The organism is Amycolatopsis dendrobii, from assembly GCF_014145675.1.
In the GTDB taxonomy this organism is placed as follows: Bacteria; Actinomycetota; Actinomycetes; order Mycobacteriales; family Pseudonocardiaceae; genus Amycolatopsis; species Amycolatopsis dendrobii.
In genome coordinates, this window is the sequence record NZ_JACGZW010000010.1 from 101,630 (window position 1) to 122,729 (window position 21,100).

At 69.4% G+C, this 21,100-nt stretch carries 25 protein-coding genes; 11 read left to right on the forward strand and 14 right to left on the reverse strand.

The window, feature by feature from the left end; all coding sequences use genetic code 11:
- Positions 1-22 precede the first annotated feature (22 nt).
- Positions 23-826 (reverse strand): hypothetical protein, encoded by an 804-nt coding sequence (locus tag H4281_RS28670; protein WP_182894016.1) that lies wholly within the window; start codon positions 824-826, stop codon positions 23-25.
- Positions 827-968: 142 nt separating this feature from the next.
- On the opposite strand from H4281_RS28670, the gene H4281_RS28675 reads away from it, so the two are divergent.
- Entirely contained in the window at positions 969-1,844 is an 876-nt protein-coding gene (locus H4281_RS28675; RefSeq protein WP_182894017.1) for a TIGR03619 family F420-dependent LLM class oxidoreductase, read from the forward strand.
- A gap of 1 nt (position 1,845) precedes the next feature.
- Entirely contained in the window at positions 1,846-2,286 is a 441-nt protein-coding gene (locus tag H4281_RS28680; RefSeq protein ID WP_182894018.1) for a nuclear transport factor 2 family protein, read from the forward strand.
- A 2-nt stretch (positions 2,287-2,288) separates the two neighbouring features.
- Here the strand turns inward: H4281_RS28680 and H4281_RS28685 are convergent, their stop codons facing one another.
- Positions 2,289-3,149, reverse strand: a complete 861-nt coding sequence (locus H4281_RS28685) for an alpha/beta fold hydrolase (RefSeq protein WP_182894019.1) — start codon at positions 3,147-3,149, stop codon at positions 2,289-2,291.
- A 55-nt stretch (positions 3,150-3,204) separates the two neighbouring features.
- Entirely contained in the window at positions 3,205-3,672 is a 468-nt protein-coding gene (locus tag H4281_RS28690) for a MarR family winged helix-turn-helix transcriptional regulator (RefSeq protein ID WP_182894020.1), read from the reverse strand.
- Between the two features lie 73 nt (positions 3,673-3,745).
- Here H4281_RS28690 and H4281_RS28695 point away from each other — a divergent pair, with 73 nt between their 5' ends.
- Positions 3,746-4,753 carry a 4,5-dihydroxyphthalate decarboxylase gene (locus H4281_RS28695; protein WP_182894021.1) on the forward strand — a complete coding sequence of 336 codons (1,008 nt, stop codon included), beginning with the start codon at positions 3,746-3,748 and terminating at the stop codon, positions 4,751-4,753.
- Between the two features lie 26 nt (positions 4,754-4,779).
- Entirely contained in the window at positions 4,780-5,337 is a 558-nt protein-coding gene (locus H4281_RS28700; protein ID WP_182894022.1) for a hypothetical protein, read from the forward strand.
- Here H4281_RS28700 and H4281_RS28705 read toward each other — a convergent pair.
- Entirely contained in the window at positions 5,330-5,650 is a 321-nt protein-coding gene (locus H4281_RS28705; RefSeq protein ID WP_182894023.1) for an ArsR/SmtB family transcription factor, read from the reverse strand. The two genes, H4281_RS28700 and H4281_RS28705, sit on opposite strands and share 8 nt — an antisense overlap.
- Positions 5,651-5,800: 150 nt before the next feature.
- On the opposite strand from H4281_RS28705, the gene H4281_RS28710 reads away from it, so the two are divergent.
- Positions 5,801-6,943 carry an FAD-dependent monooxygenase gene (locus H4281_RS28710; RefSeq protein ID WP_182894024.1) on the forward strand — a complete coding sequence of 381 codons (1,143 nt, stop codon included), beginning with the start codon at positions 5,801-5,803 and terminating at the stop codon, positions 6,941-6,943.
- Positions 6,944-6,959: 16 nt separating this feature from the next.
- On the opposite strand, the gene H4281_RS28715 is transcribed toward H4281_RS28710, so the two are convergent.
- Genes H4281_RS28715 through H4281_RS28725 form a run of 3 tightly spaced genes read right to left on the reverse strand, consistent with a single transcriptional unit; the run spans position 6,960 to position 9,517 of the window.
- The gene (locus H4281_RS28715; RefSeq protein ID WP_182894025.1) at positions 6,960-7,838 is read right to left on the reverse strand and encodes an aminoglycoside phosphotransferase family protein; all 879 of its coding nucleotides are present in this window, start codon (positions 7,836-7,838) and stop codon (positions 6,960-6,962) included.
- 45 nt (positions 7,839-7,883) lie between these two features.
- Positions 7,884-8,546, reverse strand: a complete 663-nt coding sequence (locus H4281_RS28720) for an MSMEG_1061 family FMN-dependent PPOX-type flavoprotein (RefSeq protein ID WP_182894026.1) — start codon at positions 8,544-8,546, stop codon at positions 7,884-7,886.
- A gap of 11 nt (positions 8,547-8,557) precedes the next feature.
- A complete protein-coding gene (locus H4281_RS28725; RefSeq protein ID WP_182894027.1) occupies positions 8,558-9,517 on the reverse strand; it encodes a PDR/VanB family oxidoreductase in 960 nt (319 codons plus the stop codon).
- Between the two features lie 67 nt (positions 9,518-9,584).
- On the opposite strand from H4281_RS28725, the gene H4281_RS28730 reads away from it, so the two are divergent.
- Positions 9,585-10,256, forward strand: coding sequence for a TetR/AcrR family transcriptional regulator C-terminal domain-containing protein (locus tag H4281_RS28730; RefSeq protein ID WP_182894028.1), 672 nt, complete (start codon positions 9,585-9,587; stop codon positions 10,254-10,256).
- Here H4281_RS28730 and H4281_RS28735 read toward each other — a convergent pair.
- On the reverse strand, positions 10,223-10,795 hold the full coding sequence (locus H4281_RS28735) for a TetR/AcrR family transcriptional regulator (RefSeq protein ID WP_182894029.1): 573 nt from the start codon (positions 10,793-10,795) through the stop codon (positions 10,223-10,225). The two genes, H4281_RS28730 and H4281_RS28735, sit on opposite strands and share 34 nt — an antisense overlap.
- A 117-nt stretch (positions 10,796-10,912) precedes the next feature.
- Between H4281_RS28735 and H4281_RS28740 the strand changes: the two genes are divergently transcribed.
- A complete protein-coding gene (locus tag H4281_RS28740) occupies positions 10,913-11,773 on the forward strand; it encodes an NmrA family NAD(P)-binding protein (protein ID WP_182894030.1) in 861 nt (286 codons plus the stop codon).
- On the opposite strand, the gene H4281_RS28745 is transcribed toward H4281_RS28740, so the two are convergent.
- Positions 11,757-12,317, reverse strand: a complete 561-nt coding sequence (locus H4281_RS28745) for a TetR/AcrR family transcriptional regulator (protein ID WP_182894031.1) — start codon at positions 12,315-12,317, stop codon at positions 11,757-11,759. The two genes, H4281_RS28740 and H4281_RS28745, sit on opposite strands and share 17 nt — an antisense overlap.
- Positions 12,318-12,412: 95 nt before the next feature.
- Between H4281_RS28745 and H4281_RS28750 the strand changes: the two genes are divergently transcribed.
- Positions 12,413-13,315 (forward strand): NmrA/HSCARG family protein, encoded by a 903-nt coding sequence (locus tag H4281_RS28750; RefSeq protein WP_182894032.1) that lies wholly within the window; start codon positions 12,413-12,415, stop codon positions 13,313-13,315.
- On the opposite strand, the gene H4281_RS28755 is transcribed toward H4281_RS28750, so the two are convergent.
- Complete coding sequence (locus tag H4281_RS28755) at positions 13,302-13,523, reverse strand: dehydroquinate synthase/iron-containing alcohol dehydrogenase family protein (RefSeq protein WP_182894033.1); 222 nt, start codon at positions 13,521-13,523, stop codon at positions 13,302-13,304. The two genes, H4281_RS28750 and H4281_RS28755, sit on opposite strands and share 14 nt — an antisense overlap.
- Before the next feature lie 200 nt (positions 13,524-13,723).
- Between H4281_RS28755 and H4281_RS28760 the strand changes: the two genes are divergently transcribed.
- Complete coding sequence (locus tag H4281_RS28760; RefSeq protein WP_220507994.1) at positions 13,724-14,380, forward strand: TetR/AcrR family transcriptional regulator; 657 nt, start codon at positions 13,724-13,726, stop codon at positions 14,378-14,380.
- Positions 14,381-14,455: 75 nt separating this feature from the next.
- On the forward strand, positions 14,456-17,134 hold the full coding sequence (locus H4281_RS28765; RefSeq protein ID WP_237600773.1) for an alpha/beta hydrolase: 2,679 nt from the start codon (positions 14,456-14,458) through the stop codon (positions 17,132-17,134).
- 2 nt (positions 17,135-17,136) lie between these two features.
- On the opposite strand, the gene H4281_RS28770 is transcribed toward H4281_RS28765, so the two are convergent.
- From H4281_RS28770 to H4281_RS28785, 4 genes are all read right to left on the reverse strand, one after another.
- On the reverse strand, positions 17,137-17,532 hold the full coding sequence (locus H4281_RS28770; RefSeq protein WP_312872192.1) for a GNAT family N-acetyltransferase: 396 nt from the start codon (positions 17,530-17,532) through the stop codon (positions 17,137-17,139).
- 99 nt (positions 17,533-17,631) lie between these two features.
- Complete coding sequence (locus H4281_RS28775; RefSeq protein ID WP_182894035.1) at positions 17,632-17,793, reverse strand: hypothetical protein; 162 nt, start codon at positions 17,791-17,793, stop codon at positions 17,632-17,634.
- A 27-nt stretch (positions 17,794-17,820) separates the two neighbouring features.
- Entirely contained in the window at positions 17,821-18,918 is a 1,098-nt protein-coding gene (locus H4281_RS28780; RefSeq protein WP_182894036.1) for a glycosyltransferase family 2 protein, read from the reverse strand.
- 169 nt (positions 18,919-19,087) lie between these two features.
- Positions 19,088-20,356: a cation:proton antiporter domain-containing protein gene (locus H4281_RS28785; RefSeq protein ID WP_182894037.1), complete on the reverse strand. Its 1,269-nt coding sequence runs from the start codon at positions 20,354-20,356 to the stop codon at positions 19,088-19,090.
- 213 nt (positions 20,357-20,569) lie between these two features.
- On the opposite strand from H4281_RS28785, the gene H4281_RS28790 reads away from it, so the two are divergent.
- Positions 20,570-21,097 (forward strand): DUF1453 domain-containing protein, encoded by a 528-nt coding sequence (locus H4281_RS28790; RefSeq protein ID WP_182894038.1) that lies wholly within the window; start codon positions 20,570-20,572, stop codon positions 21,095-21,097.
- Positions 21,098-21,100: the final 3 nt, after the last annotated feature.

A 21,100-nucleotide genomic window follows, 5' to 3' on the forward strand; every position in this document is an offset into this window, starting at 1 on the left:
GGCCTTCAGCCGGATCACCGGGTCAGAAGTCGAAGCCTCCGCCGTCAAACCCGCCGCCGTCGAAGCCGCCTCCGTCGAAACCTCCGCCGAAGTCCTGGCTTCCGTCGAAACCGCCGCCGTCAAAGCCTCCGCCGTCGAAGCCGCCGTCCATGCCGCCGGCGTCCAGGGCGTCCGCCTGGCCCGCGTCGTAGCCGGATTCCCAGGCCGAGGCGCTGGCGATGCCGCTCATGCCGGAGAACATGGCGCTGAACAGGAACATCGAGCCGAGGCCCCACGCGCCCGCCACGAGCGCGGGCTTCCACCACGGTTCGCTGTACCAGCCCTGCGGCACCGGGCGTCCCGCGACGCGGCCGCCGGGGTAGTAGTACGGCGTGTCCTGGCCGGGGTCGGGCGAGGCGGCGTAGCGCTGGCCTTCGACGTCCACCTCGCGGTGTTCGGTGACCTTGCCCGCGCGTTCGCGCTCGGCCTCGTCCGGCAGTGCGGGGCCGGGGTCCATGCCCATCGCCGTGCGCGCGGCGCGGACGTAGTACAGGCCTTCGATGGCGGTTTCCTTCACCAGCCGGGCCTGTTCGACGGTCTTGGCCTGCTCCAGTTGCGAACCGGCGGCGTTGTAGCGCTCGCTCGCGTCGGCCATCGCCTGCTGGGAGGCGGTGTCGGTGCCGGTGATGTTGAGGACCTGGCCGCCGAGGCGCTCGACGAGGCGGCGCGCGTCGGCCTTCGCGTCGTCGAGCTGGCTCTGCCTGGTCGCGGCCTGCTTCCTGGCCAGGTACAACCCGCCTCCGACGATGACGACGACCAGCACGATCAGGAGGATCGCGGTGCCCATGGGTCACTCCGTGTCTCGATCTGACGCGACGGCCGGGCAGCCGTCCCTGAAACGGACAACGCGGACCGTGCGCGGAGAGTTCCCGGCGGCGCCGCCGATCGGGCGGTGGCCGACAAAACTAGAACACGTTATAGTCCGCGGCATGAAGTTCTCCTTGTCGATCGCGATGAGCCCGCTCGACCAGCTGACCGGTCTGGCCCGCGCCGCCGAGGAGGCCGGGTTCTCCTCGATCGTGCTGCCCGATTCGCTCTTCTACTCCGAGAAAGTGTCCGCCGACTATCCCTACACCCCCGACGGCAGCCGGTTCTGGGACGAGAACACGCCCTGGGCCGATCCGCTGGTCGCGACCGCTTCGATGGGCGCGGTGACCGAGCGGATCCGGTTCTACACCTCGGTGCTGAAACTCGGTTCGCGCAATCCGGTGCTGCTCGCCCGGCAGGTCAACTCGGTCGCCGCGCTGACCGGCGGGCGCTTCGGCCTAGGGCTGGGGATCGGCTGGTCGCCGGAGGAATTCGAATGGTGCGGCGCGCCGTACGCGCGCCGCGGCAAGCGGTTCGACGAGGCGATCGAGGTGCTGCGGCTGATCCTCGGCGGCGACATGGTCGAGTTCCACGGCGAGTTCTTCGACTTCGACAAGCTCAAGATGAGCCCGGCGCCGCCGTCGCGGGTGCCGTTCTACATCGGCGGGCACACCGACGTCGCGCTGCGCCGGGCCGCGCGCGTGGCGGACGGCTGGTCGTCGGCGATGATGACGCTCGACCAGCTGCGCGAGACCATCGGCAAGCTGAAGGGCCTGCTCGCCGAGCGCGGGCGCGCTGAGGACCCGTTCGAGTTCCAGGCGGTGTGCGTCGACCGGTTCGGGCTCGACGGGTTCCGCGAACAGGCCGAGGCGGGCGTCACCGACGCGATCACCATGCCGTGGGTGTTCGAGGGCCACGGATTCGACGCGGACCTCGGCCCGAAGGTCGACGCGATCCGCAAGTTCGGCGACGAGATCATCGCGAAAATCGAGGAGTGACATGGGAGTCGAGGTCTGCTGGGACCCCGCGGCGAAGCAGCCGCCCGCGCGGGAAGCGGCGTTCAAGTCGATGACGGCGGCGACCGCGGGGGACAAGGACGGCTGGCTCGCGCTGTTCGCCCCGGACGCGGTCGTCGAGGACCCGGTCGGCCCGTCGATGTTCGACGAGGAGGGCAAGGGCCACCACGGCCGCGACGGTCTTTCCGCCTTCTGGGACAAGACGATCGGGAACGTCGAGAAGTTCGAGTTCGTGATCCGCGATTCGCACGCGGCGGGCTCGGAGGTCGCGAACGTCGGCACCATCACGACGTACCTGCCCGGCGGCTACCGCGTCGACACCGACGGGGTGTTCGTGTACCGGGTGAACGAGGACGGGCTGGTCGTTTCGATGCGTGCGTTCTGGGAGACGGAGCGGGCGATGGCGACCGCGCGGCAGGTTTGACGTCAGGTCCGGTCTGCTTCGACGAAGTCGAGAACGTGCGTGGTGACGAGTTCGGGTTGCTGAAGCGTTAGCGCGTGCGTTGTTCTCGGTACGATTTCCGTGCGGATACGGGGATTCAGCTTCGCGACCCGGGCGGCGACTTCGCGCGCGCGGTGGATGTGGCTGCGTGCGCCGAGGACCAACTGGACGGGGACGTCGATCGCGCGGAGTTCGTCGTCGGCGAAGACGCGCTGCGGCGGCAGCTGTGCTTTGTACTTGAAGGTGGCGAACAGCAGGGGCCGCAGGGTGCGCCGCACGGCCGGGTCGCCGTCGATGATCCGGCGCTGGATCGCGGCGGGCAGCAGCCAGGGGAAGATCTCTTTCATGCTCCAAAGGATGAATTTCGGGACGCTGAGCTCCGCGAATCCGGCCGGTTCCAGCCCGATGACGCCCGCGATCCGGTCGGTGGAACGGGTCGCGAGGTTGAGCGCCAGGTAGCCGCCGCGCGAAACCCCGGCCAGGTACGCCTTCTCCTGGTCGAGGGCGGCGAGGACTTCGGAAAGCCATTCGGCGAGGTCGTCGTCGGTGCTCGCGGGCTCGGTCTCGACCGAGTGGCCCGGTTCGCCGATCGAATCGACGGCGTAGACCGGGTGCCGGGCGGCGAGTTCGGCGAGGTGCGGGTACCAGGACAGCGACGAGCCCATGATGCCGTGCAGCAACACGATCGGCGTGCCGTGTCCGGGGCCGCTGCGCCGGACGCGCGTGGGGCCGAACTTCGTGGGAATGTCCAGTTCCTCGGCCGGAACCGGCCACTTTCGCAGGACTTCCGCGTAGACGGCGAAGTAGCGTTCTTGTGCTTTGCGGTCGGTGAAAGCTCCCGGCATCGTCCCTCCCCGAGACAGGTGCGCTTCCACCGTAGCAGCCCGGCGAGCGGCCTGGTCAGGAATTGTCCAGGCGCAGCAAGGTGTTCAGCAGGCTTCCGCCCGGCAGCCCCTCGTCGCCGAAGATCCGGTGCTGCACCTCGATCACGAGCGGCATCGCGGCGCGCAGGGCGGCTCCGCCGGAGTCGGTGACCTCGACGCGTTTGGCGCGCACGTCGTCGGCACTGCGGGCGCGGGCGACGAATCCCTTGCGCTCCAGCGTTTTGAGGATCTGCGACACTTGCATCGGATGGATGTCGCCGGACGTCGCGAGACCGGATTGGGTCACCGGGCCGCCGGTGCGGTTCAGCCAGCCGGCGAGCGCGAGCGTCTGGAACTGCAGGTGCGTCAGGTCGAGCGGGGCGAGGGCCTGGTCGACCTCGCGGACGTAGCGGTGCACGACGCGCCACATCACGAACCCCACCGCGTTCTCGGGGGCGCCGAGCGAGGCGGTGGCGAAGAGTTCGGCGAGTGCGTCCTTGTCCATCGGGAGGCATCGTAGCGGTTGCCCGCAGATAGTAAACGCGTTTAGTATTAGAAGGGACGGAGAGGGGCATGTGATGACTGACCTGCGGCTGGACGTCGGCCTGTACCGCTACGACAACACCCGCCCGCTGTTCGACGGCCGGGTCCGCTTCGAAGGCGTCGAGGCGACCCTGCACACCGCCGACGTCGTCTCGGACCTGTTCGAGCGGATGGTGCGGGGCAGGGAGTTCGCTGTCGCCGAGCTCGGGCTCACGTTCTACCTGCGCACCCTTGACCTGCCGGATCCGCCGTTCGTCGCCCTGCCGGTGTTCCCGAACCGGCAGTTCCGGCATTCGGCGATCTACGTCAACGCCCGCAGCGGGATCCGGGCGCCGCGCGACTTGATCGGCAAGACGATCGGCGAGTTCGCGACTTACGGGCACGACGCGGGCGTGGTCGCGAAAGGCGTGCTGTCGGACGAATACGGCGTGCGGCCGGAGCAAAGCCGGTGGGTGATCGGCGGATTCGACTGGCCGATGGAGTGGTTCGATTTCGTTCCGCGCCTGCATCCCGCGGAAGTGGAGGCGCGGCAGGCCCCGGCGGGGAAAGCGCTCGGGCCGATGCTGGAAAGCGGGGAGATCGACGCGTTGATCACCGCGGATCCGCCGCGCGGGATCCGGGAGGATTCGCCCGAGGTGGCACAGTTGTTCCCGGATTACGTGCAGGTGGAGCGCGAGTATTACCGGCGCACCGGGATCCGGCCGATCATGCACACAGTGGTGGTCCGGCGGGATCTGCTGGCGGAGCAGCCCGGGTTGGCGGAGCGGCTGTATCGGGGGTTCGTCGAGGCGAAGGAAGTCGCGATGGCGGATTACCGGCGTGGCCGCGTCGTCAATCACATGGGCGACGCCGGGATGGTGCCGTGGTTCAGTGCGCTGTACGACGAGAACCGCCGGTTGTTCGGGGAGGATTGGTGGCCGTACGGGATTGAGCGGAACCGGTTGTCGCTGGAAGCGTTCTTGCGGTGGCATTTCGAGCAGGGATTGTCGAAGAGGCCGATGAAGGCGGAAGATCTTTTCGTGCCGGAATTGCTGGGCACTTAGCCGTTCCGCTGGCATGCTTCCTGACTGTGGCGGACGAATGGTTCGAGTACGGCGGGGACCTCGGCGAGACCGAACGCCGCTTTGTCGAGGCGCTGCGGATTCGCGCGGCTCAGTGGCGCGCAAGTCCGCTCGACAGCCGAGCTGACCCGCCCGGCGCGGAGCTTCCGCTGGTAGCTTCCCTGGACCTGTCCGATCCCGTCGCCGGATGCGTTCTCTTGACCCTCGGGGTGCATCTGGACGGCCGGACTCTGCGCGGCGACCAGGTGGTGCACGACCAGTTGTTCACGCTCCCGGACGAGCCCACCGGCCTCGCGTTCGCGGCGACCGGCGATCCGGAAGAACTGGCGGCCCGGGCGGCGGACTGGTTCGAGGCCGTTCTGCGGCGCCCGGTCGTGCGTTGCGAATGGACGCTCACGCGGTACGTCTATCTGTTCGCGGACACCGGGAAGATCGTCGGGGGCGGGGGCAGGTTCTGTTCGCCTGGCCAGCTTGACCGGGTGGCCGCCACCGGCCGCCTCGACGGCGGGCGCTGGGTCGACGCCCGGGGATTCCGGCAGCCGGACGCCGTAGTTCGGGTCAGGTGAGCTTGGCGGCGCGGCGTTCCGCGGTCAGCAGGGCGAGCAGTCCGGGGAGGCGGCGGTCGATCTCGGCCCGGCGCAACCGGATTCCCTTGCGGTTGCCGTAGTTGATCTCGTGGATCAGCCCGGCCTCGCGCAGCACCCGGAAGTGGTGCGTCTGTGTCTGCTTGGACACCGGGAGATCGAACGAGTTGCAGGTGCGCTCGCTGTCGCCCTCGTCCGCCGCCAGTTCGGCGATCACGGTGCGGCGGTGCTCGTCGGCGAGCGCGCGGAACACCGTGCCCAGGTCGGCGTCTCCGGCCGGATGTGACTCGCTCATCGCCTCACCTCTTTCAGGTACGTCTTGCATCGTACCTGAAGGGCGTGTTTGACTTGCAGGTACGACGAGTGGCGTACCTGAGAACCCGCGCCCGGGCTTCGAAGCCTGCTCGCGGCGCTCGTCGCTTCCCTCTTCGGAAAGGTTGCGGCTATGGCGCCTTCGCGCGTCCTGATCCACGGTGCCGGCATCGCCGGTCCGGCTCTCGCGTATTGGCTGGCCCGGCACGGGTATCGGCCGACGGTCGTCGAGCAGGCCAAAGAGCTGCGGTCCGGCGGGAGCGCCGTCGTCGTCAAGCAGCCGGCGTTGACCGTCGCGAGGAGCATGGGCATCCTCCCGCGGTTGCGCGAGGTCGCTACCGGGGCGAGCGCCCTTTCGCTGCTCGGTCCGGACGGGCGGCAGCTTCTCCGGGTCCCGACGGCTTCTCCGCAGTCGATCGAGGTAACCCGGGCTGACCTGTCCGCGGTGCTGCACCGGGCAGCGCGGGACGACGCGGAGTTCCTCTTCGCCGAAACGATCACCAGCCTCCGGCAGGACCGGTCGGGCGTCGCGGTCACCTTCCGCCGGTCGCCGCCGCGCCGTTTCGACCTGGTCGTCGGCACGGACGGCATCCATTCCCCGGTACGCCGCATGGTTTTCGGCCCTGCGGAGCAGTTCACGACCAGCCTGGGCCTGTACAGCGCGACGGTGCCGGTGGAGCCCAGTGCCCTCGACGACCCGGAGACGGCGGTGATGTTCACTGCGCCCGGCCGGATGCTCACCCTCCGTCCGTCCCAGGGAAAACCGCTCGCGATGTTCACCTTCCGCAGCGGGCGAGTGCCCGGCTACGACCGTCACGACATCGCGCTGCACAAGCGCATGGTGGCCGAGGCGTACGCGGGAATCGGCTGGCGAAGCCCCGAACTGGTCGAGGCGTACCAGAAGCACCCCACACCGTTCTTCGATCCGCTCGCCAACGTGCGGATGGACCAGTGGTGGCGCGGCCGCGTGGCGTTGCTCGGCGACGCGGCGTCCGCGGTAGCGCTGCTCGGCGACGGGTCGAGCATGGCGATGGCAGGCGCGCACACGCTGGCCGAAGCGCTCGCAGCGCATCCTGGCGATCATGCGCGAGCTTTTCAGGTCTACGAGGCGAAACAACGGCGGCAGGTGGATCCGAGGCGTCGGCGTGTCAGCCTCGTCGCCACGCTGCTTGTTCCGCGAACTCGGTACGGGCTGGCGCTGCGCAATACCGTCGGCCGAGCTGTTGGCCTCGCCACTCGGAACACCTTGCCTGCCAAGGAGAACAGCCTGGTCTGAGCGGCTGAGGCCGCTGTCAGCCGAGCCCTAGTTCCTCGCGCAGGCCTTCGAGTGCGATGACGTCGTCCTCGTTCCCGGTGTGCGGCGCGGAAAACCAGTCCGCGTACTCGCGCAGTTCGGAGAGCCGCCAGTCGAGGGCGAACAGTTCGGTCATTTCCGGGTCCAGGCCCGGGGTGCCGGGCAGGTCGGCGTAATCGCGTTCGCGCGGGGCGACGGCGAGGGTTTCCCAGTCGACCAGGCGCAGGCCGTCGGGCGTGACGACCTGGTTGTCGTTGTGGGGTTCGCCGTGGGTCGGGACCCAGGAGCCGCGCCGGGAGGCGGCTAGCGCGGCCAGCTCGAGGTAGCGGTCGTTCCAGCGTTTGATCGCGTCGCCGCGGGAAGCGAGGGCGGTGCGGGCATCTTCGGCCAGCGGGCCGGATGTCCATGGCACGGCGGTGCGGGCGCGCAGCTCGTCGGCGAAGCCGGGGCCGGCCTGCGGTGCCCACTCGCGCAGTCCGGCGGGCGGCGGGGTGCGGTGCAGGGCGTCGAGCGCGGCGAGGATTGCCGGTTTGTCGACTTCGTCTTCCGCGGGGCTGCGGCCGTCCAGCATCGGGGTGACGCTGAGCGCGCCGACTCCGGTGCCGACGGTGAACCGGCCGGAACGTGTCGGCACCGGGGCGCAGACGAACGCCAGCCCGGCGGCGGCCAGTTCGGCGGTGCTCGCGTAAGTGCTTTCCAGCGACGCCGCGGTGTGCCGGGGTTCGAGCTGGTCCAGCGTGACGAACAGGGAGCCGGCGCGCCAGTGGTGCGCGCCGAAACCCCAAGGCAGGTAAGCGATCTCGGAGACGGGCTGCCAATGCTCGGCGAGTGCGCGGATGATGGTTTCGTCGGTGAGGAAAGAGGGGCGAGATCGCACAAAACGGATACTAGGCAGAGCTTCGTGGCGGGAGCAACGGAGTTTCTAGAACAGCTCGGTCCGGTAGTTTTCCTCGACCACGTCGTAGAGGCCGCCGTTGACGAGATCGCCGAGGCTGTTGTTGATTTTCTGCGCCTGTTCGGCGATGGAGAGCGTGTAGAAATCGCCGCCGAGGGTCGCCGCTTCGGCGAGCCCGCGCGTGTCGCCCTCCCACAGTTTCGCCCGGATGACGGCTTTTCCGCATTGCCCGAACACTTCGCGCACCCGGACGACCGTCGCGAGCACCGCGGGTTTGCTGTCCGCACTGAGCATGCCCAGCAGTTCCGGGTCGTCGGTGACGAAGGCGTCGCCGTTGACCCGGATCACCTCGCGCAGGCCGGGCACGAAGAAGACGAGCCCGATCGACGAAGTCGCGGTGACGTTTTCGAAGGTGTCGGCGAGTTTGTTGCCGGGCCGGTCGGGGATGGCGAGCGTCCACGGGTCGAGGATCCGCACCGAACCGGGCGGGTCGCCCTTCGGGCTGACGTCCATCAGGCCGTCCGCGCCGAAGGTGGCGGCGCAGAAGAACGGGCTGTGCGCGATGAACCGCATGGCGAACTCGCCGAGCCGCGGTTCCTTCTTCTCCGCGATGAACTGGTCCGGGAACCCGATGATCTCCCGGATGCGCGCCATGGTGATCGGGGTGTAGGCGTCGGCCGCGGTGGTCATGATCTCTCCCGTCACAGGTAGAGGACGAGGCGTGGGGTGCGGGCGCGGGACACGCAGACGAACATCCGGTCGCCCGCCGCTTGTTCGCTCGCGGAAAGGATGCCGTCGCGGTGGTCGGGGACGCCGTCGAGCACCTTGGTCTCGCACGAGCCGCAGATTCCGGACCGGCATGAGGTCGCCGGGCGGATGCCGGCCTTTTCGAGTGCGCTCACGATGCTTTCGCCGGCGCCGACGGACACGGTCTTCTTCGAGGCCGCGCATTCGACTTCGATCGGCTTGTTCTCCGCGGGGGCGGCCTGCGGGGCTTTGAAGCGTTCCAAGCGCAGTGCTTCGGCGGGCCAGTTCTCCGCTGCGGTGTCCAAATCGGACAGCAGGGAAGCCGGGCCGCAGGCGTAGACCTTCGCGCCCGCTTCGACGGGCTTTTCCAATGCGGACAACGAAATCCGGCCGATGGTGTCCGACGGGTGGCAGTGCACGCGCTCGCCGTAGCCGCGGAGTTCGCCGAGGAACGGCATCGACGTGCTGGTGCGGCCGCCGAAGTACAGCTGCCAGTCGGCTCCCTGGGAGGCCGCGACGCGGACCATCGGAAGGATCGGGGTGATGCCGATGCCGCCCGCCACGAAGACGTACGACTGGGCGGGGTGGAAACCGAAATTGTTCCGCGGGCCTTTGATCGCGAGACGCTGGCCGGGGCGGAGAAACGCGTGCACGTATTCCGAACCGCCGCGGCTCGCGCGTTCCCGGCGGACGCCGATCCGGTAGTACGAGCGTTCGCCGGGCGGACCGCAGAGCGAGTACTGCCGCTCGACGCCGTTCGGCAGCACGAGATCGATGTGCGCGCCGGGCTCCCAGCTCGGCAGCGGTTTCCCGGCGGTGGCCGCCAGGTCGAGCGAGACGACGCCGTCGGCTTCCCAGCGCAGCTGCCGGACGAAGACGTCCAGCTGCCCGGCGGTTCCGGCATTCGGGGGCATCGGCTTCCCTTCCTTTGTTAACGTTGTTACTTGCCGCCTCGGCGAGAGTATTGGTAACATCGTTAACATGTCAACCGGCACGAAACGGGCGGGAATCGCGGCGACGCGCGCCGAGCGGGCGGTGGCCGAGGCGCTGGACCTGGTCGACGCGGGCGGGCTGGAGGCGCTCACCATGCGCCAGCTGGCCGACCGGATGGGGCTGCACCTGCCCGCGATCTACCGCCTGTTCGACGGCAAGGACGCGCTGATCGACGAGATGGCCGAGGCGATCCTCGCCGGCGCGGTCGCGAAGCTGCCCGCGGAGGACGGCGATTGGAAGGGCCGCGTGCGGAGCATGGCCGCCGGATTGCGCACGGCGCTGCTCGCGCACCGGGACGGGGCGCGGATCGTCGGCGGGAACTACGCGGCGAAGCGCAGCAATCTGACCTTTGTGGACAGTCTGCTCGGGGGTCTGCTGGCGTCCGGGTTGCCGCGGAAGCGGGCGATCTGGGCGACGAGCGCGGTTTTTTGCTACGTGCTCGGCGAAACGCTCGAGGAGCAGGGCGCGACCGGGGACGAGGTCGAGGTGCTGAAGGGCGTGCTGGGGGCGCGGAAGTACGTGCACCTGGAGGCGGGGCCGGTGGAGTCCATGCTCGATTTCGAGGAGCGGTTCCAGTTCGGGCTGGAGTTGCTGCTCGCCGGGATCGACGCTTGGGCTGGGCGGCCTCAGTCCAGAGCGCGGATTCCGTCCAGGAGGTAGGCGGTGCGGCGGTCGTAGGCGTCCCGGGCGGGCAGTTCCCCGTGTTTGAGGGCGAGGGCGTTGTCGACGACGAGCGCATGGAGGTCGTCTGCCGTGAACTCGGGCCGCACCACGCCCGCGGTCCGCGCTGCCGCGACGAGTTCTTCGTTGGCTTCGCCGCCGACGCGGCAGATCTCCATGAGCTGCGGCGAATCCGGATAGATCTGCAGCAGGACGTCGTTGACGGCGGGTTGGCGGTACTGGAGGTCGCGCAGCGCGGCGAGGTAGTACGCGACCTGCTCGCCGACGTCGTCGATGGTCCGCATGCGGTCGATGACGGCGAACAGTTCCGTCGCGACGACCTCTTCGATCACGGCCTCGATGAGTCCGATCCGGCCGCCGAACCGGTTGAAGATCGTGGCCTTGCTGACCCCCGCCGCTCGCGCGACCTCCTCCAGCGGAACCGTCAGGCCGCGGCCCTGGAAGGCGCCGATCGCGGCGGAGCGGATCTGCTCGGAATTGCGCCTGGCGTCGGCGCGCAGCCGGGATTCCGGAGACACCGTGCTCCTCTCGCCGTCGTCCCGCGACCTAAGTTGACTAGCTTGGTCAGCTTACCTAAAGTCGAGCGGAGGAGAAGTTGACCAGTGGGGTCAACTTATGACTCGGGCAGGGAAGAGATGATCGTTGTCACCGGCGCGACCGGAGGGCTGGGCGGCGCCGTCGTCGAGCACCTCCTCCAGCGCCTGCCGGCCGGCCAGATCGGCGTCAGCGTCCGCGATACCGCCAAGGCGCGGCATTTCGCCGACCTCGGCGTGCGCGTGCGGCGCGGTTCCTACGAGGATCCGGCCGCGCTGCGCGACTCCTTCGCCGGCGCCGAGCAGGTCCTGCTGATCTCCGGGAACGACCCGGCTGCCGACCTGGTCAGCCTGCACCGCAGCGCGATCGACGCGGCTGTCGCGGCCGGCGTCCGGCGGATCGTCTACACGAGCCAGCACGGCGCTGCTCCGGGCAACCCGTACCGGCCGTCGGATTTCCATCTCGCCACCGAGGCGATTCTCGCCGGCTCCGGGGTTGCTTGGACCGCACTGCGCAACGGTGCTTACGGCTCGCTTGACCAGGTGCTCGGCCCGTGGCAGCGGACCGGCGAGATCGCGCAGCCGGAAGACGGGCCCGTTCCGTACACCGACCGTGCCGACATCGCCGAGGCCACTGCGGTCGTCCTGGCCGGCGCCCGGGCGGTCGACGGTCCCGTCGCGCTCGCCGCTCCGGCCGCGGTCGCTTTCGACGATCTTGCCGAGATCGCTTCGAGTCTCACGGGCCGGAGCGTCAAACGGCTTGTCGTCGATGACGAACAGTGGGTTGCCGACCAGGTCGCGACCGGCTGGCCGGAGCAGGCGGCCCGGCTGATGCTGAGCTGGTACCAGGCCGCCCGGGCCGGTTATTTCGCCGAATCCAGTACCTTGCTGGCCGAACTTCTCGGGCGCGAGCCGCGCACGGTCGCCGACCGGCTTGCCGCGGCGATCAGCGCTGTGGGCTGATTCCCGCCACCGCGATCCGGAACAGCCGACTGGCTTCGGCGGCTGGTTCCGGATGGCGTTCGGTCGTCAGGGTGACGCCGACGATCAACGCGATCAGGTCGCCGACCGTCACCTCCGGCGAAACGGCCCCGTCGCGAGCGGCTCGGGCCACTAGCGGCGCCGCGGATTCCTCCAGGGTTGTCGAGCAGGAGTTGCCGTGCGCCGGATCCGGCACGTCGTACGCCAGAGCCGCCGCGAGACCGCGCGCGGTTACGCAGTAGCTGACCACGTCGTCCAGCCATTCCAGGAGCGCGGCGCGGCTGTCGGCTTCGCCGGCTAGTTCCTGGGCGCGCGCGGCCAGCAGCGCGATCCGTTCCCGCGAAACGGCTTCGAGCAGGGCGTGCCGCGTGGGGAAGTGCCGTCGCACGGTCGCGGAGCCGACTCCGGCGGTGCGCGCGATCTGTTCCAGCGACGCGTTCGCGCCGTGCGCGGCGACCTCCGCCTCGGCCACTTCGAGGATCCGTGCGTAGTTGCGTCGCGCGTCCGCGCGCTGCTGGCCGGGCATGGCGTGACCTCCGGGTTTGCTAAGTGGCGGGCCCCGCCGTATCGTAGCGGACACGAAACGGCGGGCCCCGCCACTTATCGTTCCCAGGGAGAATCATGGATGAGGAAGCACCGGTACTGGTGGTCGGCGCGACGGGACGGCAGGGCGGCGCGACGGCGCGCGAACTGCTGGCGGCAGGCGTTCCCGTCCGGGCGCTGGTCCGGGATCCGGCGTCGGACCGGGCGAAGGCGGTCGAGGCGGCGGGTGCCGAGCTCGTCGCCGGGGATTTGCTGGAGAAGAACGGGCTGGCTCGGGCGGTGAAGGGCGCGCGGGCGGTGTTCAGCGTGCAGATGCCGGACATGAGCGGGCCGGAGCCGGATTTCGCCGGGGAGGTGACCCAGGCGGTGAACCTCATCGAGGCGGCGAAAGACGCGGGCGTGCCGCAGTTCGTGCATACCTCGGTGAGCGGGGCGGGGTCGCCGGAACTGGCCGAGGAGCGCTGGGCGTTCCTGGCTCCGTCGATGGAGGCCAAGGCGGCGATCCAGGATCGGCTCCGGGCGGCGGAATTCCCGCGGTGGACGTTGCTCAAGCCGGGGTTCTTCATGGAGAACTTCCTGCCGGCCACGCAGTACGTGTTCCCGCGCGGCATCGAGGGCGGGCTGGTGACGATCCTGCGTCCGGAAACCCGGCTGTCGCTGGCCGCGACGCGCGACATCGGCCGGGCGGCCGCGGCGGCGATCGCGGAGCCGGAGCGGTTCCACCGGGTCGAACTGGAACTGGCGAGCGACTACCGGTCGATGGCGGAGATCGCGCCGATTCTGTCGCGCGTGCTGGGCGTGCCGTTGCCGGTGCCGGACATGACCGTCGAGGAGGCGCTTGCCGCGGGCATGCCGCCGATGGGCTTTTCGCACAAGATGCTGAACGAACTCGGACAACCGGCGCGGCCCGAGTTCGCGCGGGAGCTCGGGATTCCGCTGACCTCCTTCGAGGAATGGGCTGAGACGGCTATGCGGGCCTGAAAGCTTGGTGCAGCAAGGTTTCCAGGTCGCGGCGGTGCACTGGACGAGGGCTGGCGCAGGGCTCGGCCAGCACCTCGTCGGCGACCGCGGCCAGGCCGGTTTCCTTGACGCCCGACGCGGCGAGGGTGGCCGGCGCGCCGGTGTTGGCGGCCCGGAACTGCTCCAGGCCGGCGGTGTGCGGCACGGAGAACCGCGGGAGAGCCGCCATCCGCGCACTGTCTTTCCGGTCCCTGACAAGCCGGGATCGTTGCTCCGTTCGTGCCAGCCGGTTGCTGCGGGCGCGCGCTGCCGGCAGTTCTGCCCTGGTGCGAAGCGGCCGACTTGCCGATTCCGCGTCGTCCAGGGGCGAGTGTTTGTTACCTTCTGGGCTCCGTAGCCGCGGCCGCCCGGCCAGTGAGGAGCACTTCGATGCCCGCTGTCCCGCCGTCCACGGGCAAACGCGACGGCAGGGCCAGGGCGCCGCGCGATCCGGACGCCACCCGGCGGGCCCTCGTCGAGGCCGCGCTCAAGCTGTTCGAAAAGGACGGGTTCCACGCCACTTCGGTGCAGAAAATCGTCGACACCGCGAAGCTCACCAAAGGCGCGTTCTACTACCACTTCGAGACCAAAGAGGACGTGCTGCACGAAATCCACGACCAGTTCATGGATTTCCAGCTGCGGCGGATCCGCGAGGTGCTCGCCGAGGGCGGCGCGCCGGAGCGGGTGCTCCGCAGGGTGATGACCGAGGTGCTGGTCGAGCCGATCGGCATCTACCGGGCCGAGATCTCGATTTTCCAGCAGGAGCGCCGGTTCCTTTCCAGCACGACGTTCGCCTCGATCGAGCGCAAGCGCGACGAGTTCGAAGCCCTGGTCACGCAGGTGGTCGAGCGCGGAATCGAAAGCGGTGCGTTCAAACCGGTCGCGACGGCGCGGGTGCTGGCGTTCGCGGTGATCGGCGTGGCCGCGTGGGCGCACACCTGGCTCGATCCGCGCGGCGAGATGACGCCCCGGCAGATCGGCGACGCGTTCGGCGAGATCGTGGTGGCCGGTCTGCGCACCGGGTCGCTGGCGGAGAACCGGGCCTGAACTCCCGGACGCCGTTCTGGCACGGCGGGCTGCTTTCCCGGTAGAAAAGAAAGATCATCGGGGAGGGAGCACCCAGTGAAGGTCCTTCTGCGCAAATTTGTCCCCATCGCGGCGGCCGCGGTCATGGCGGTCACGCTGGCGCAGCCCGCGGCGGCGAGTCCGGCCGGCCCGGCGTCGCCGCCGGAGTGGCGGGTCGCCGACGGCCGGCTGGTCTGGACCGCGCCGAAACCGCTGTTCGGCGACGGTGCGGTGGAGTTCTGGTCCGGCGGCAAGCTGCTCGGCCGTGCCCAGCCACGGGCTGATCTGCGGACGTTCTCGCTGCCGGCCGGCGGGATCCGCGATCTGCGCGGGCTGGAGGCGCGCGTCGGCGGCCGTTCGCTGACCGAGCCGCCTCGCGCGACGGCGAAGCAACCGGCTGCGGCGCCGCTGCCGGAGTTGCCCGCTAATGCGGTGGATCCCGGTAAACCCGGGCAGTTCTCGACGGTCAAGGGCGAGTACTCGCTCGACCCGGTGCGGCTGCCGGGACTGGACGGGCCGATCGAGATGCAGGGCGTGGTCGTCGCGCCGAAGCACGCGCCGGGCAACCGGCCGCTGGTGGTGTTCCTGCACGGCCGGCATCAGCCGTGTTACAACCCGGCTGATCCGCGCGACTACTCGACGGCCTGGCCGTGCAAGACCGGGATGCTGCCGATCCCGAGCTACCGCGGCTACCTGCAGACCCAGGAACTGCTGGCGTCGCAGGGATTCCTGACAGTGTCCATTTCGGCCAACGCGATCAACGCGCTCGACCACGCGGCGGAGGACGGCGGCGCGCAGGCCCGGTCGTCGCTGGTCCGGCTGCACCTCGCGCACTGGGCGGACTGGTCCGGCAGCGCCCGCGCGACCGCCCCGCAGATAGTCCGGGACGCTCCGGCCGCGGACCTGTCGAATGTCTTGCTGGTCGGGCATTCCCGCGGCGGCGAGGGCGTGAACCGCGCGGCGACGGACAGTTTGTACCCGCCGCCGGGCGACACCGGGTTCTCCGGGCCGGTCCGCTGGAAGATCCGCGGCGACGTGCTCATCGCGCCGACCGTGTTCGGGCTCAACCCGGTGCCGGACGTCCCGTCGGTCACCTTCCTGCCTTCGTGCGACGGCGACGTCTCGGACCTCCAAGGGCAGCAATACATCGACGGGGCGCGCGGCGTCAGCCGGGACACGGCCTTGCACAGCGCGCTTTATGTCTCGGGCGCGAACCACAATTACTTCAATGCCGAATGGACTCCGGGCGTCGCGGTGGCCCCGGCAAATGACGATTTCTCCTCCCGCGAGCCGGATCCGAACTGCTCGCCCGGCGTGCCCGCGCGGCTGACGGACGCGCAGCAGCGGGCGGTCGGCGCCACCTATGTCGCCGCGGCGGCGCAGCTGTTCCAGAAGCACGATCTGCGCATGGAGCCGCTGCTGGACGGTTCCGGCGTGCGCGCCCCGTCCGCCGATCCGGCCCGCGTGCTGTCGCACGCCCTCGGCGGCGCGCGGACGCCAGTGCTGGTCCCGGATTCGTCGACCAAGGTCGCCGGCAGCGCGGACGTCTGCCAGCAGGTCGGCCCGGATCAGCGGTGCCTCGTCAGCTCGGGCGCCTCCAAATCGCCGCATTTCGTCGGGCTGGAAGACGCGCCCGACCCGACCCGCACCGCGGTGCATGTGCGCTCGGCGGGTGCTCCGGCGCAGATCCAGTTGCCCCGCCCGGTTTCCTCCGGCGGCGCGCGGGCGCTGGCGATGCGGGTCATCGCGCCGGAGAACGCCCCGGCCGCCTCGTTCGACGTCGCGGTCGCCGATTCCCGGGGCGTGCGCACGAAACTGGGCTCGTTCACGGTGGCCGGCCTGGCCGGGACCGAACGGACGAGGTCGTTCTGGGGACAGGAAGTCCGGGTCCCGCTGCCGCCGCACCAGGAGGTGGCGAGCCTGGAGCTGACGCCGCGGACCTCGGGCAGCGAAGCGTGGCTGCTGGACGTGTACGCGTGGCGGCCCGGCCTGCCTGATCCGGCCCCGGCTCCGCTGACGCGGGTCGATCTCGGCGCCCTGACGGTCAAGGAAGGCGATTCCGGGTCGAAGACGTACCAGATCCCGGTCACGGTGACCGGCGACGGCGGCGGTTCGCTGCGCGTCTTCCGGCCGGAGACGGTCTCGCCGATGCCGGTGAAGTGGACGTACCAGGCGGTCACGCTCGCGCCGGGCCAGCACACGCTCGACCTGCCCGCGACGGTCGTCGGGAACACCCGGTGGAGCTGGCCGTACCGGATCCTGGCCGACGTGAAGGCCACCCGCGGCACGGTGGTCGGGTCGGCGCAGGGCTCGCTGAACGTCGAGAACGACGACCCGGCCCCGAAGATCAGCGTCGGGAAGTCAGACGTGACAGCGGTCGAGGGCACCGCGCTGACGTGGCCGGTCCGGCTGTCCACAGCGGCCGATGCGGACCTCAGTGTGCTCGGGGAGGTGCGGCCGCCGAAGAACGGTCCGGAACTGATGACGTCCGATGTCGATCCGGAGTGGCTGATCGAGCACGGCGTCGATCCGGAAAAGAAGCAGCCGTTGTCAGGGGCCCGGCTGACGGTGGTGGTGCGGATTCCGGCGGGAAAGACCAGCGGCGAGCTGACGATCCCGACCGTGCGGCACGACGGTGCGGATCCGGCGAAGCAGGTGCTGCTGCATCTGACGGGCGAGCCGAAGGAGTCCGGACCGGATGTGGACGTCACGGGGACGGTGACTGACGCGGGCTGACGTCAATCCTCCTGGCCTGGGGTTCGGGCCAGGAGGATTTTCCTTCCGTGTCGGCCGGTTTCGCGGAAACCGTGGCGCAAGCAGAACGCGTGCGCTCGGGTGTTGACCATGAGCACCTCGAGCACGAGCGGCTGTCCCCGTTCCGCCGCGACGCCGATCAGCCAGCGGATCAGCCGCCCGCCGATTCCGCGGCTTTGGTACCGCGGGTCGAGTTCGATCCGGCCGAGACAGACCTCAGCCGACCGGTACTCGACCACGAGCAGACCGGCGTCCGCTCCGTCGGCCGTGATCACCCGCCATCGGCCGGGGACGAAGGCACGGTCGTGGTACCCACGCTGGATTTCGTCGTCCCAGCCCCAGATCGCGGCGACATGCTCGCCCAACGCGGCCCGGTGCACCTGGAAACAGAAGTCGCTGTCCGCGGCCGTCGGGGGCGCAGGTCGATTTCGCTCGGCATCCGCGCCTCCGATGCTGCGAGAGCGCTCAGGACAGCGCCGCTACAGCTCCTGCTTCCGCACCCTCGGCAAAATCCGCAGCATGGCCGTTCCCGCTGCCAGCAAAGCGAATCCCGCCAGCAGCAGCCACAGGACGTTCACTCCGGTGAACGCCAGTCCGCCGGTCACTCCCGCGGCCGAGGCCGCGCCGATTTTCTGGTACATGGGGTTCTCTCTTCCGGGTGCGGGTGTTCACCAGTTCTTGCGGGTGCGCAGGAGTGCGTCCGCGTATGCCTTGAGATGGCAGGCTTGCAGGAAATAGTCGAGCACCAGCTCGTACATCGACGTGGCGAGCAGCATCTGGCGCCAGCCGCGGTAGCGCACGGTCACGGCTCGCTCCACCACGAAAATCGCCGAGATGCCGAGCCACCACGGGTTGAGGTGCAGGCCGCCGTGGCAGAGGGCGATCGCGAGGGCGGTCAGGTAGATGCCGCTGACCAGTACGCCCGCGATGGTCATCAGCTGCCTGCCCCAGTACCGCCACGTGACGCGGGTCAGTCCGTATTGGACACAGTTCTCGACCGCGCCGCGCTTCCACCGCTGGCGCTGTGTCCACAGTGCACTCCAGCTCGTCATGACCTCGGTTTCCAGTGTGCAGGCACTGGGTGAGATCACCCGGTGGCCGAGGTGCAGCAGGGCGAAAGTGAGTTCGTTGTCCTCGGTGAGCACGGTGGTGTCGTAGATCCCGCCGTGACCGTCGCCCGCGGGCAGGCGTTCGGCGAGCCGCGCGGCGGAGACTTCGCGGAGGGTACGGACGCGGAACATCGCCGCGGTTCCGGTCAGTACCAGGCATTTTCCGTGGAGCCGGTGCACGTCGCGGGCGTAGCGGGCGTATTCGTTGCGCTGCAGGTGGCCGACGAAACCGCCGCCTGGGCCGCCGCGGAAGACTCCGCCTACGCCGCCGTATCCGTGGTCGAGGTGGTGCAGTGCGGTGCTGACGAAGTGCGGGTCCAAAGCGGAGTCCGCGTCTTGGACGAGGATTACGTCGTCCTCGTCCAGCCGTGGCAGCAGCCAGGCGAGCAGTTGGTTGAGGGCGCCGGCCTTCTTGTGCGTGTTGTTTGCGGACGGTCGGACTCGGGCTCCGGCGGACGAAGCCGCTGTGGCGGTGTTGTCGGTGCAGTTGTCGGTGACGACGAAGACCTCGTCAACGGTCCGGTCCTGCCCGCGCAGCGCGGCGACGGTATGCGCGATCTGGGCTTCTTCGTCGTGCGCGGGAATGACGGCGACGACGCGCACGCTGCCGGAACGGTGCCGTCCGGCTTGGGGTTCGGCGAGCGTGGGTGCGGACATGAGCGGGGTCCTCTGCGCGGAACTGCGACGTGGTGCGTCGCGCTTGACCCTTACTCTGCCGGCGGTCACGGAATGTTACGGGCACTGTCCGGAGGCCACCCGCGCGGGGGAGAAAAACCAGGGAAAGTCCGGTGATGGCCCGAAAAACGCTGGCTACTATGCGTGCACGCTATGCGGACGGACGGTGCGTTCGAGGCGTCATCAGGCGGGTGATGAGCGGTGTCGAGCCGAGTCCGTGCAGGGCCACGCTGCCGAGGACGCAGACCACCGTCAGGGTCAAGACAAGGTCGCTTTCCGCTCCGGTGAGGCCGTTGATCGCGAGCAGGCCGAACACGACCGACGTCGTGCCGCGCGGGCCGAGCGCGCCGACGAGGAACCGGTCCCGGCGCGACATCCGGGTTCGGGTCAGCGACAGCATCACCGGGATGATCCGCAGGACGGTCAGCGCGAGCAGGCAGAACACGATCGGCTGCCACGGCACGCCGAAGGACACCATGACGACCGCCGCCCCGCCGACGACGAACCACATCGCCATCGTCAGGATTCCGGTGACCTCTTCGAGCAGTCGCAGGTCTTCCGAGGGGCGGGCGAAATGCTCCCGGGCGGGGCTGTGCGCGGTGCGGAGGTGCCGTGCGGCGAAAGCGCGGTAGACGTAGCGGAAGGCGATCCCGGAGACGAAACAGGCGACGAATCCGTTGCCGTCAATGGCGACTGTCGCCGCATAAGTCAGCAGTGGAGTCGTGAGGAGGGCGATGCGCCGTCCTTGCCCGGATGTCCAGCCGGCGCGGACGGCGAGGAACAGCAGCAAACCGATCGCCGTGCCGATGACAGCACCGGCGACAATGGCTTTGATCGCGAACGGCAAGGCGGTCGCGAGTGCTTTCCCGGCGGTATTCGCGGTGTTGTCGCTGCGCGCGAGGATGAGCGCGAACAGGAACAGCGGCGAGACCAATCCGTCGTTGTAGCCGCTTTCGACGTTCAGCACGCTGCGCACTTGCGGTGTCAGGGTTTTGTCCCGCACGACGCGTTCGGCGGCGGCGAAATCGCTCGGGATCACGATGCACGCGACGATCAGCAGCAACGGCCACGACAGTTCCGGGAAGAACGCCCAGCCCGCCAGCATGGCCAGCCCGAGGCTCAGCGGCAGCGCGAGGAACAGCACCCGCGCGACGAGGCTGGGCGCGTGTCCCCACAGCCGTCCGCCGCGGACCTCGGTGGCGTCGACGAAAAGCAGCATCGCGAGAATGAGTTCGGCGACGTGCTGGGCGATTTCCGTGTCGAAGAGGTCGAGCAGTTTTCCCGGATTCGCGAACGACGCGGTCGCGACCCCGCACAGCACCATCAGCACGGGCGCGGCGATGTTCCACCGGTCGAGCTGTTTGGCCGCGAGCGCGCGCAGCAGAACCGCGGTCGACAGGACCAGCAATGCGGGAATCATCGTTCGTCCGGCTCCACGGCTTTTGATCGCGCCCAGCCGTCTTCGGCCGCTGACGCTCCACAGTGTACCGGCGGAGCCGCGCCGGTCCCGGTATTCCGGGTGTACGTCACGTCCACCCGGAATCGGTCGATGGTTGGACGATTCGCTGGGGTCCGCTCCCTAGCGTCGAGGGGGCGGGTGTTCCGGCCCGCCTGAATCCAGAAGAAGGCCGTGATGACCGACGCTCTCGTCATGGGCGGGATCCTGCTCGCTCTCGTTCTTTTCACCCAGGTGGGCCGCCATCGGCACAACCTGGTCATGGGCATCATGCCGTTCGTTTCGTGCACCGTCATCGGGGTCCTGTACTTCACCGGCGGCATCTCGCTCACCGCGCCGAACCTGGTGGCCGGCCTGGCCGGGGCCGTCGTCGGGGCGATCGCCGGGGCGGGGCTGATCGCGACCACCCGGGTGGAGCGCAGTCCGGGCACCGGGCGCGTGCAGACCTGGGCTGGCTGGCCGTACCTGCTGATCTGGCTCGCCGTGCTGGTCGGGCGGCTGGTGTTCGTGTGGGCGGTGGAGAACGTGCGCTCGTTCGCGGTGCAGGTCGGCGAATTCCTGGTCAGCACGCATCTGGACGAGGACGGGGTGGGCTTGTTCTTCGTGTTGATGGCGCTGGCGATGGTCGCGGTGCGGGCGGGCGGGGTGCTGTGGCGATCCCGGCGGCTCGAACCCGTCCGTGACGGGCAGCCGGTGCGGGCCTGACTA

Coding starts and splice junctions, on each gene's coding strand:
- H4281_RS28670 (WP_182894016.1), bottom strand. CDS start 826: ATGGGCACCGCGATCCTCCTGATCGTGCTGGTCGTCGTCATCGTCGGA.
- H4281_RS28675 (WP_182894017.1), top strand. CDS start 969: ATGAAGTTCTCCTTGTCGATCGCGATGAGCCCGCTCGACCAGCTGACC.
- H4281_RS28680 (WP_182894018.1), top strand. CDS start 1,846: ATGGGAGTCGAGGTCTGCTGGGACCCCGCGGCGAAGCAGCCGCCCGCG.
- H4281_RS28685 (WP_182894019.1), bottom strand. CDS start 3,149: ATGCCGGGAGCTTTCACCGACCGCAAAGCACAAGAACGCTACTTCGCC.
- H4281_RS28690 (WP_182894020.1), bottom strand. CDS start 3,672: ATGGACAAGGACGCACTCGCCGAACTCTTCGCCACCGCCTCGCTCGGC.
- H4281_RS28695 (WP_182894021.1), top strand. CDS start 3,746: ATGACTGACCTGCGGCTGGACGTCGGCCTGTACCGCTACGACAACACC.
- H4281_RS28705 (WP_182894023.1), bottom strand. CDS start 5,650: ATGAGCGAGTCACATCCGGCCGGAGACGCCGACCTGGGCACGGTGTTC.
- H4281_RS28710 (WP_182894024.1), top strand. CDS start 5,801: ATGGCGCCTTCGCGCGTCCTGATCCACGGTGCCGGCATCGCCGGTCCG.
- H4281_RS28720 (WP_182894026.1), bottom strand. CDS start 8,546: ATGACCACCGCGGCCGACGCCTACACCCCGATCACCATGGCGCGCATC.
- H4281_RS28725 (WP_182894027.1), bottom strand. CDS start 9,517: ATGCCCCCGAATGCCGGAACCGCCGGGCAGCTGGACGTCTTCGTCCGG.
- H4281_RS28730 (WP_182894028.1), top strand. CDS start 9,585: ATGTCAACCGGCACGAAACGGGCGGGAATCGCGGCGACGCGCGCCGAG.
- H4281_RS28740 (WP_182894030.1), top strand. CDS start 10,913: ATGATCGTTGTCACCGGCGCGACCGGAGGGCTGGGCGGCGCCGTCGTC.
- H4281_RS28745 (WP_182894031.1), bottom strand. CDS start 12,317: ATGCCCGGCCAGCAGCGCGCGGACGCGCGACGCAACTACGCACGGATC.
- H4281_RS28750 (WP_182894032.1), top strand. CDS start 12,413: ATGGATGAGGAAGCACCGGTACTGGTGGTCGGCGCGACGGGACGGCAG.
- H4281_RS28755 (WP_182894033.1), bottom strand. CDS start 13,523: ATGGCGGCTCTCCCGCGGTTCTCCGTGCCGCACACCGCCGGCCTGGAG.
- H4281_RS28760 (WP_220507994.1), top strand. CDS start 13,724: ATGCCCGCTGTCCCGCCGTCCACGGGCAAACGCGACGGCAGGGCCAGG.
- H4281_RS28775 (WP_182894035.1), bottom strand. CDS start 17,793: ATGTACCAGAAAATCGGCGCGGCCTCGGCCGCGGGAGTGACCGGCGGA.
- H4281_RS28780 (WP_182894036.1), bottom strand. CDS start 18,918: ATGTCCGCACCCACGCTCGCCGAACCCCAAGCCGGACGGCACCGTTCC.
- H4281_RS28785 (WP_182894037.1), bottom strand. CDS start 20,356: ATGATTCCCGCATTGCTGGTCCTGTCGACCGCGGTTCTGCTGCGCGCG.
- H4281_RS28790 (WP_182894038.1), top strand. CDS start 20,570: ATGACCGACGCTCTCGTCATGGGCGGGATCCTGCTCGCTCTCGTTCTT.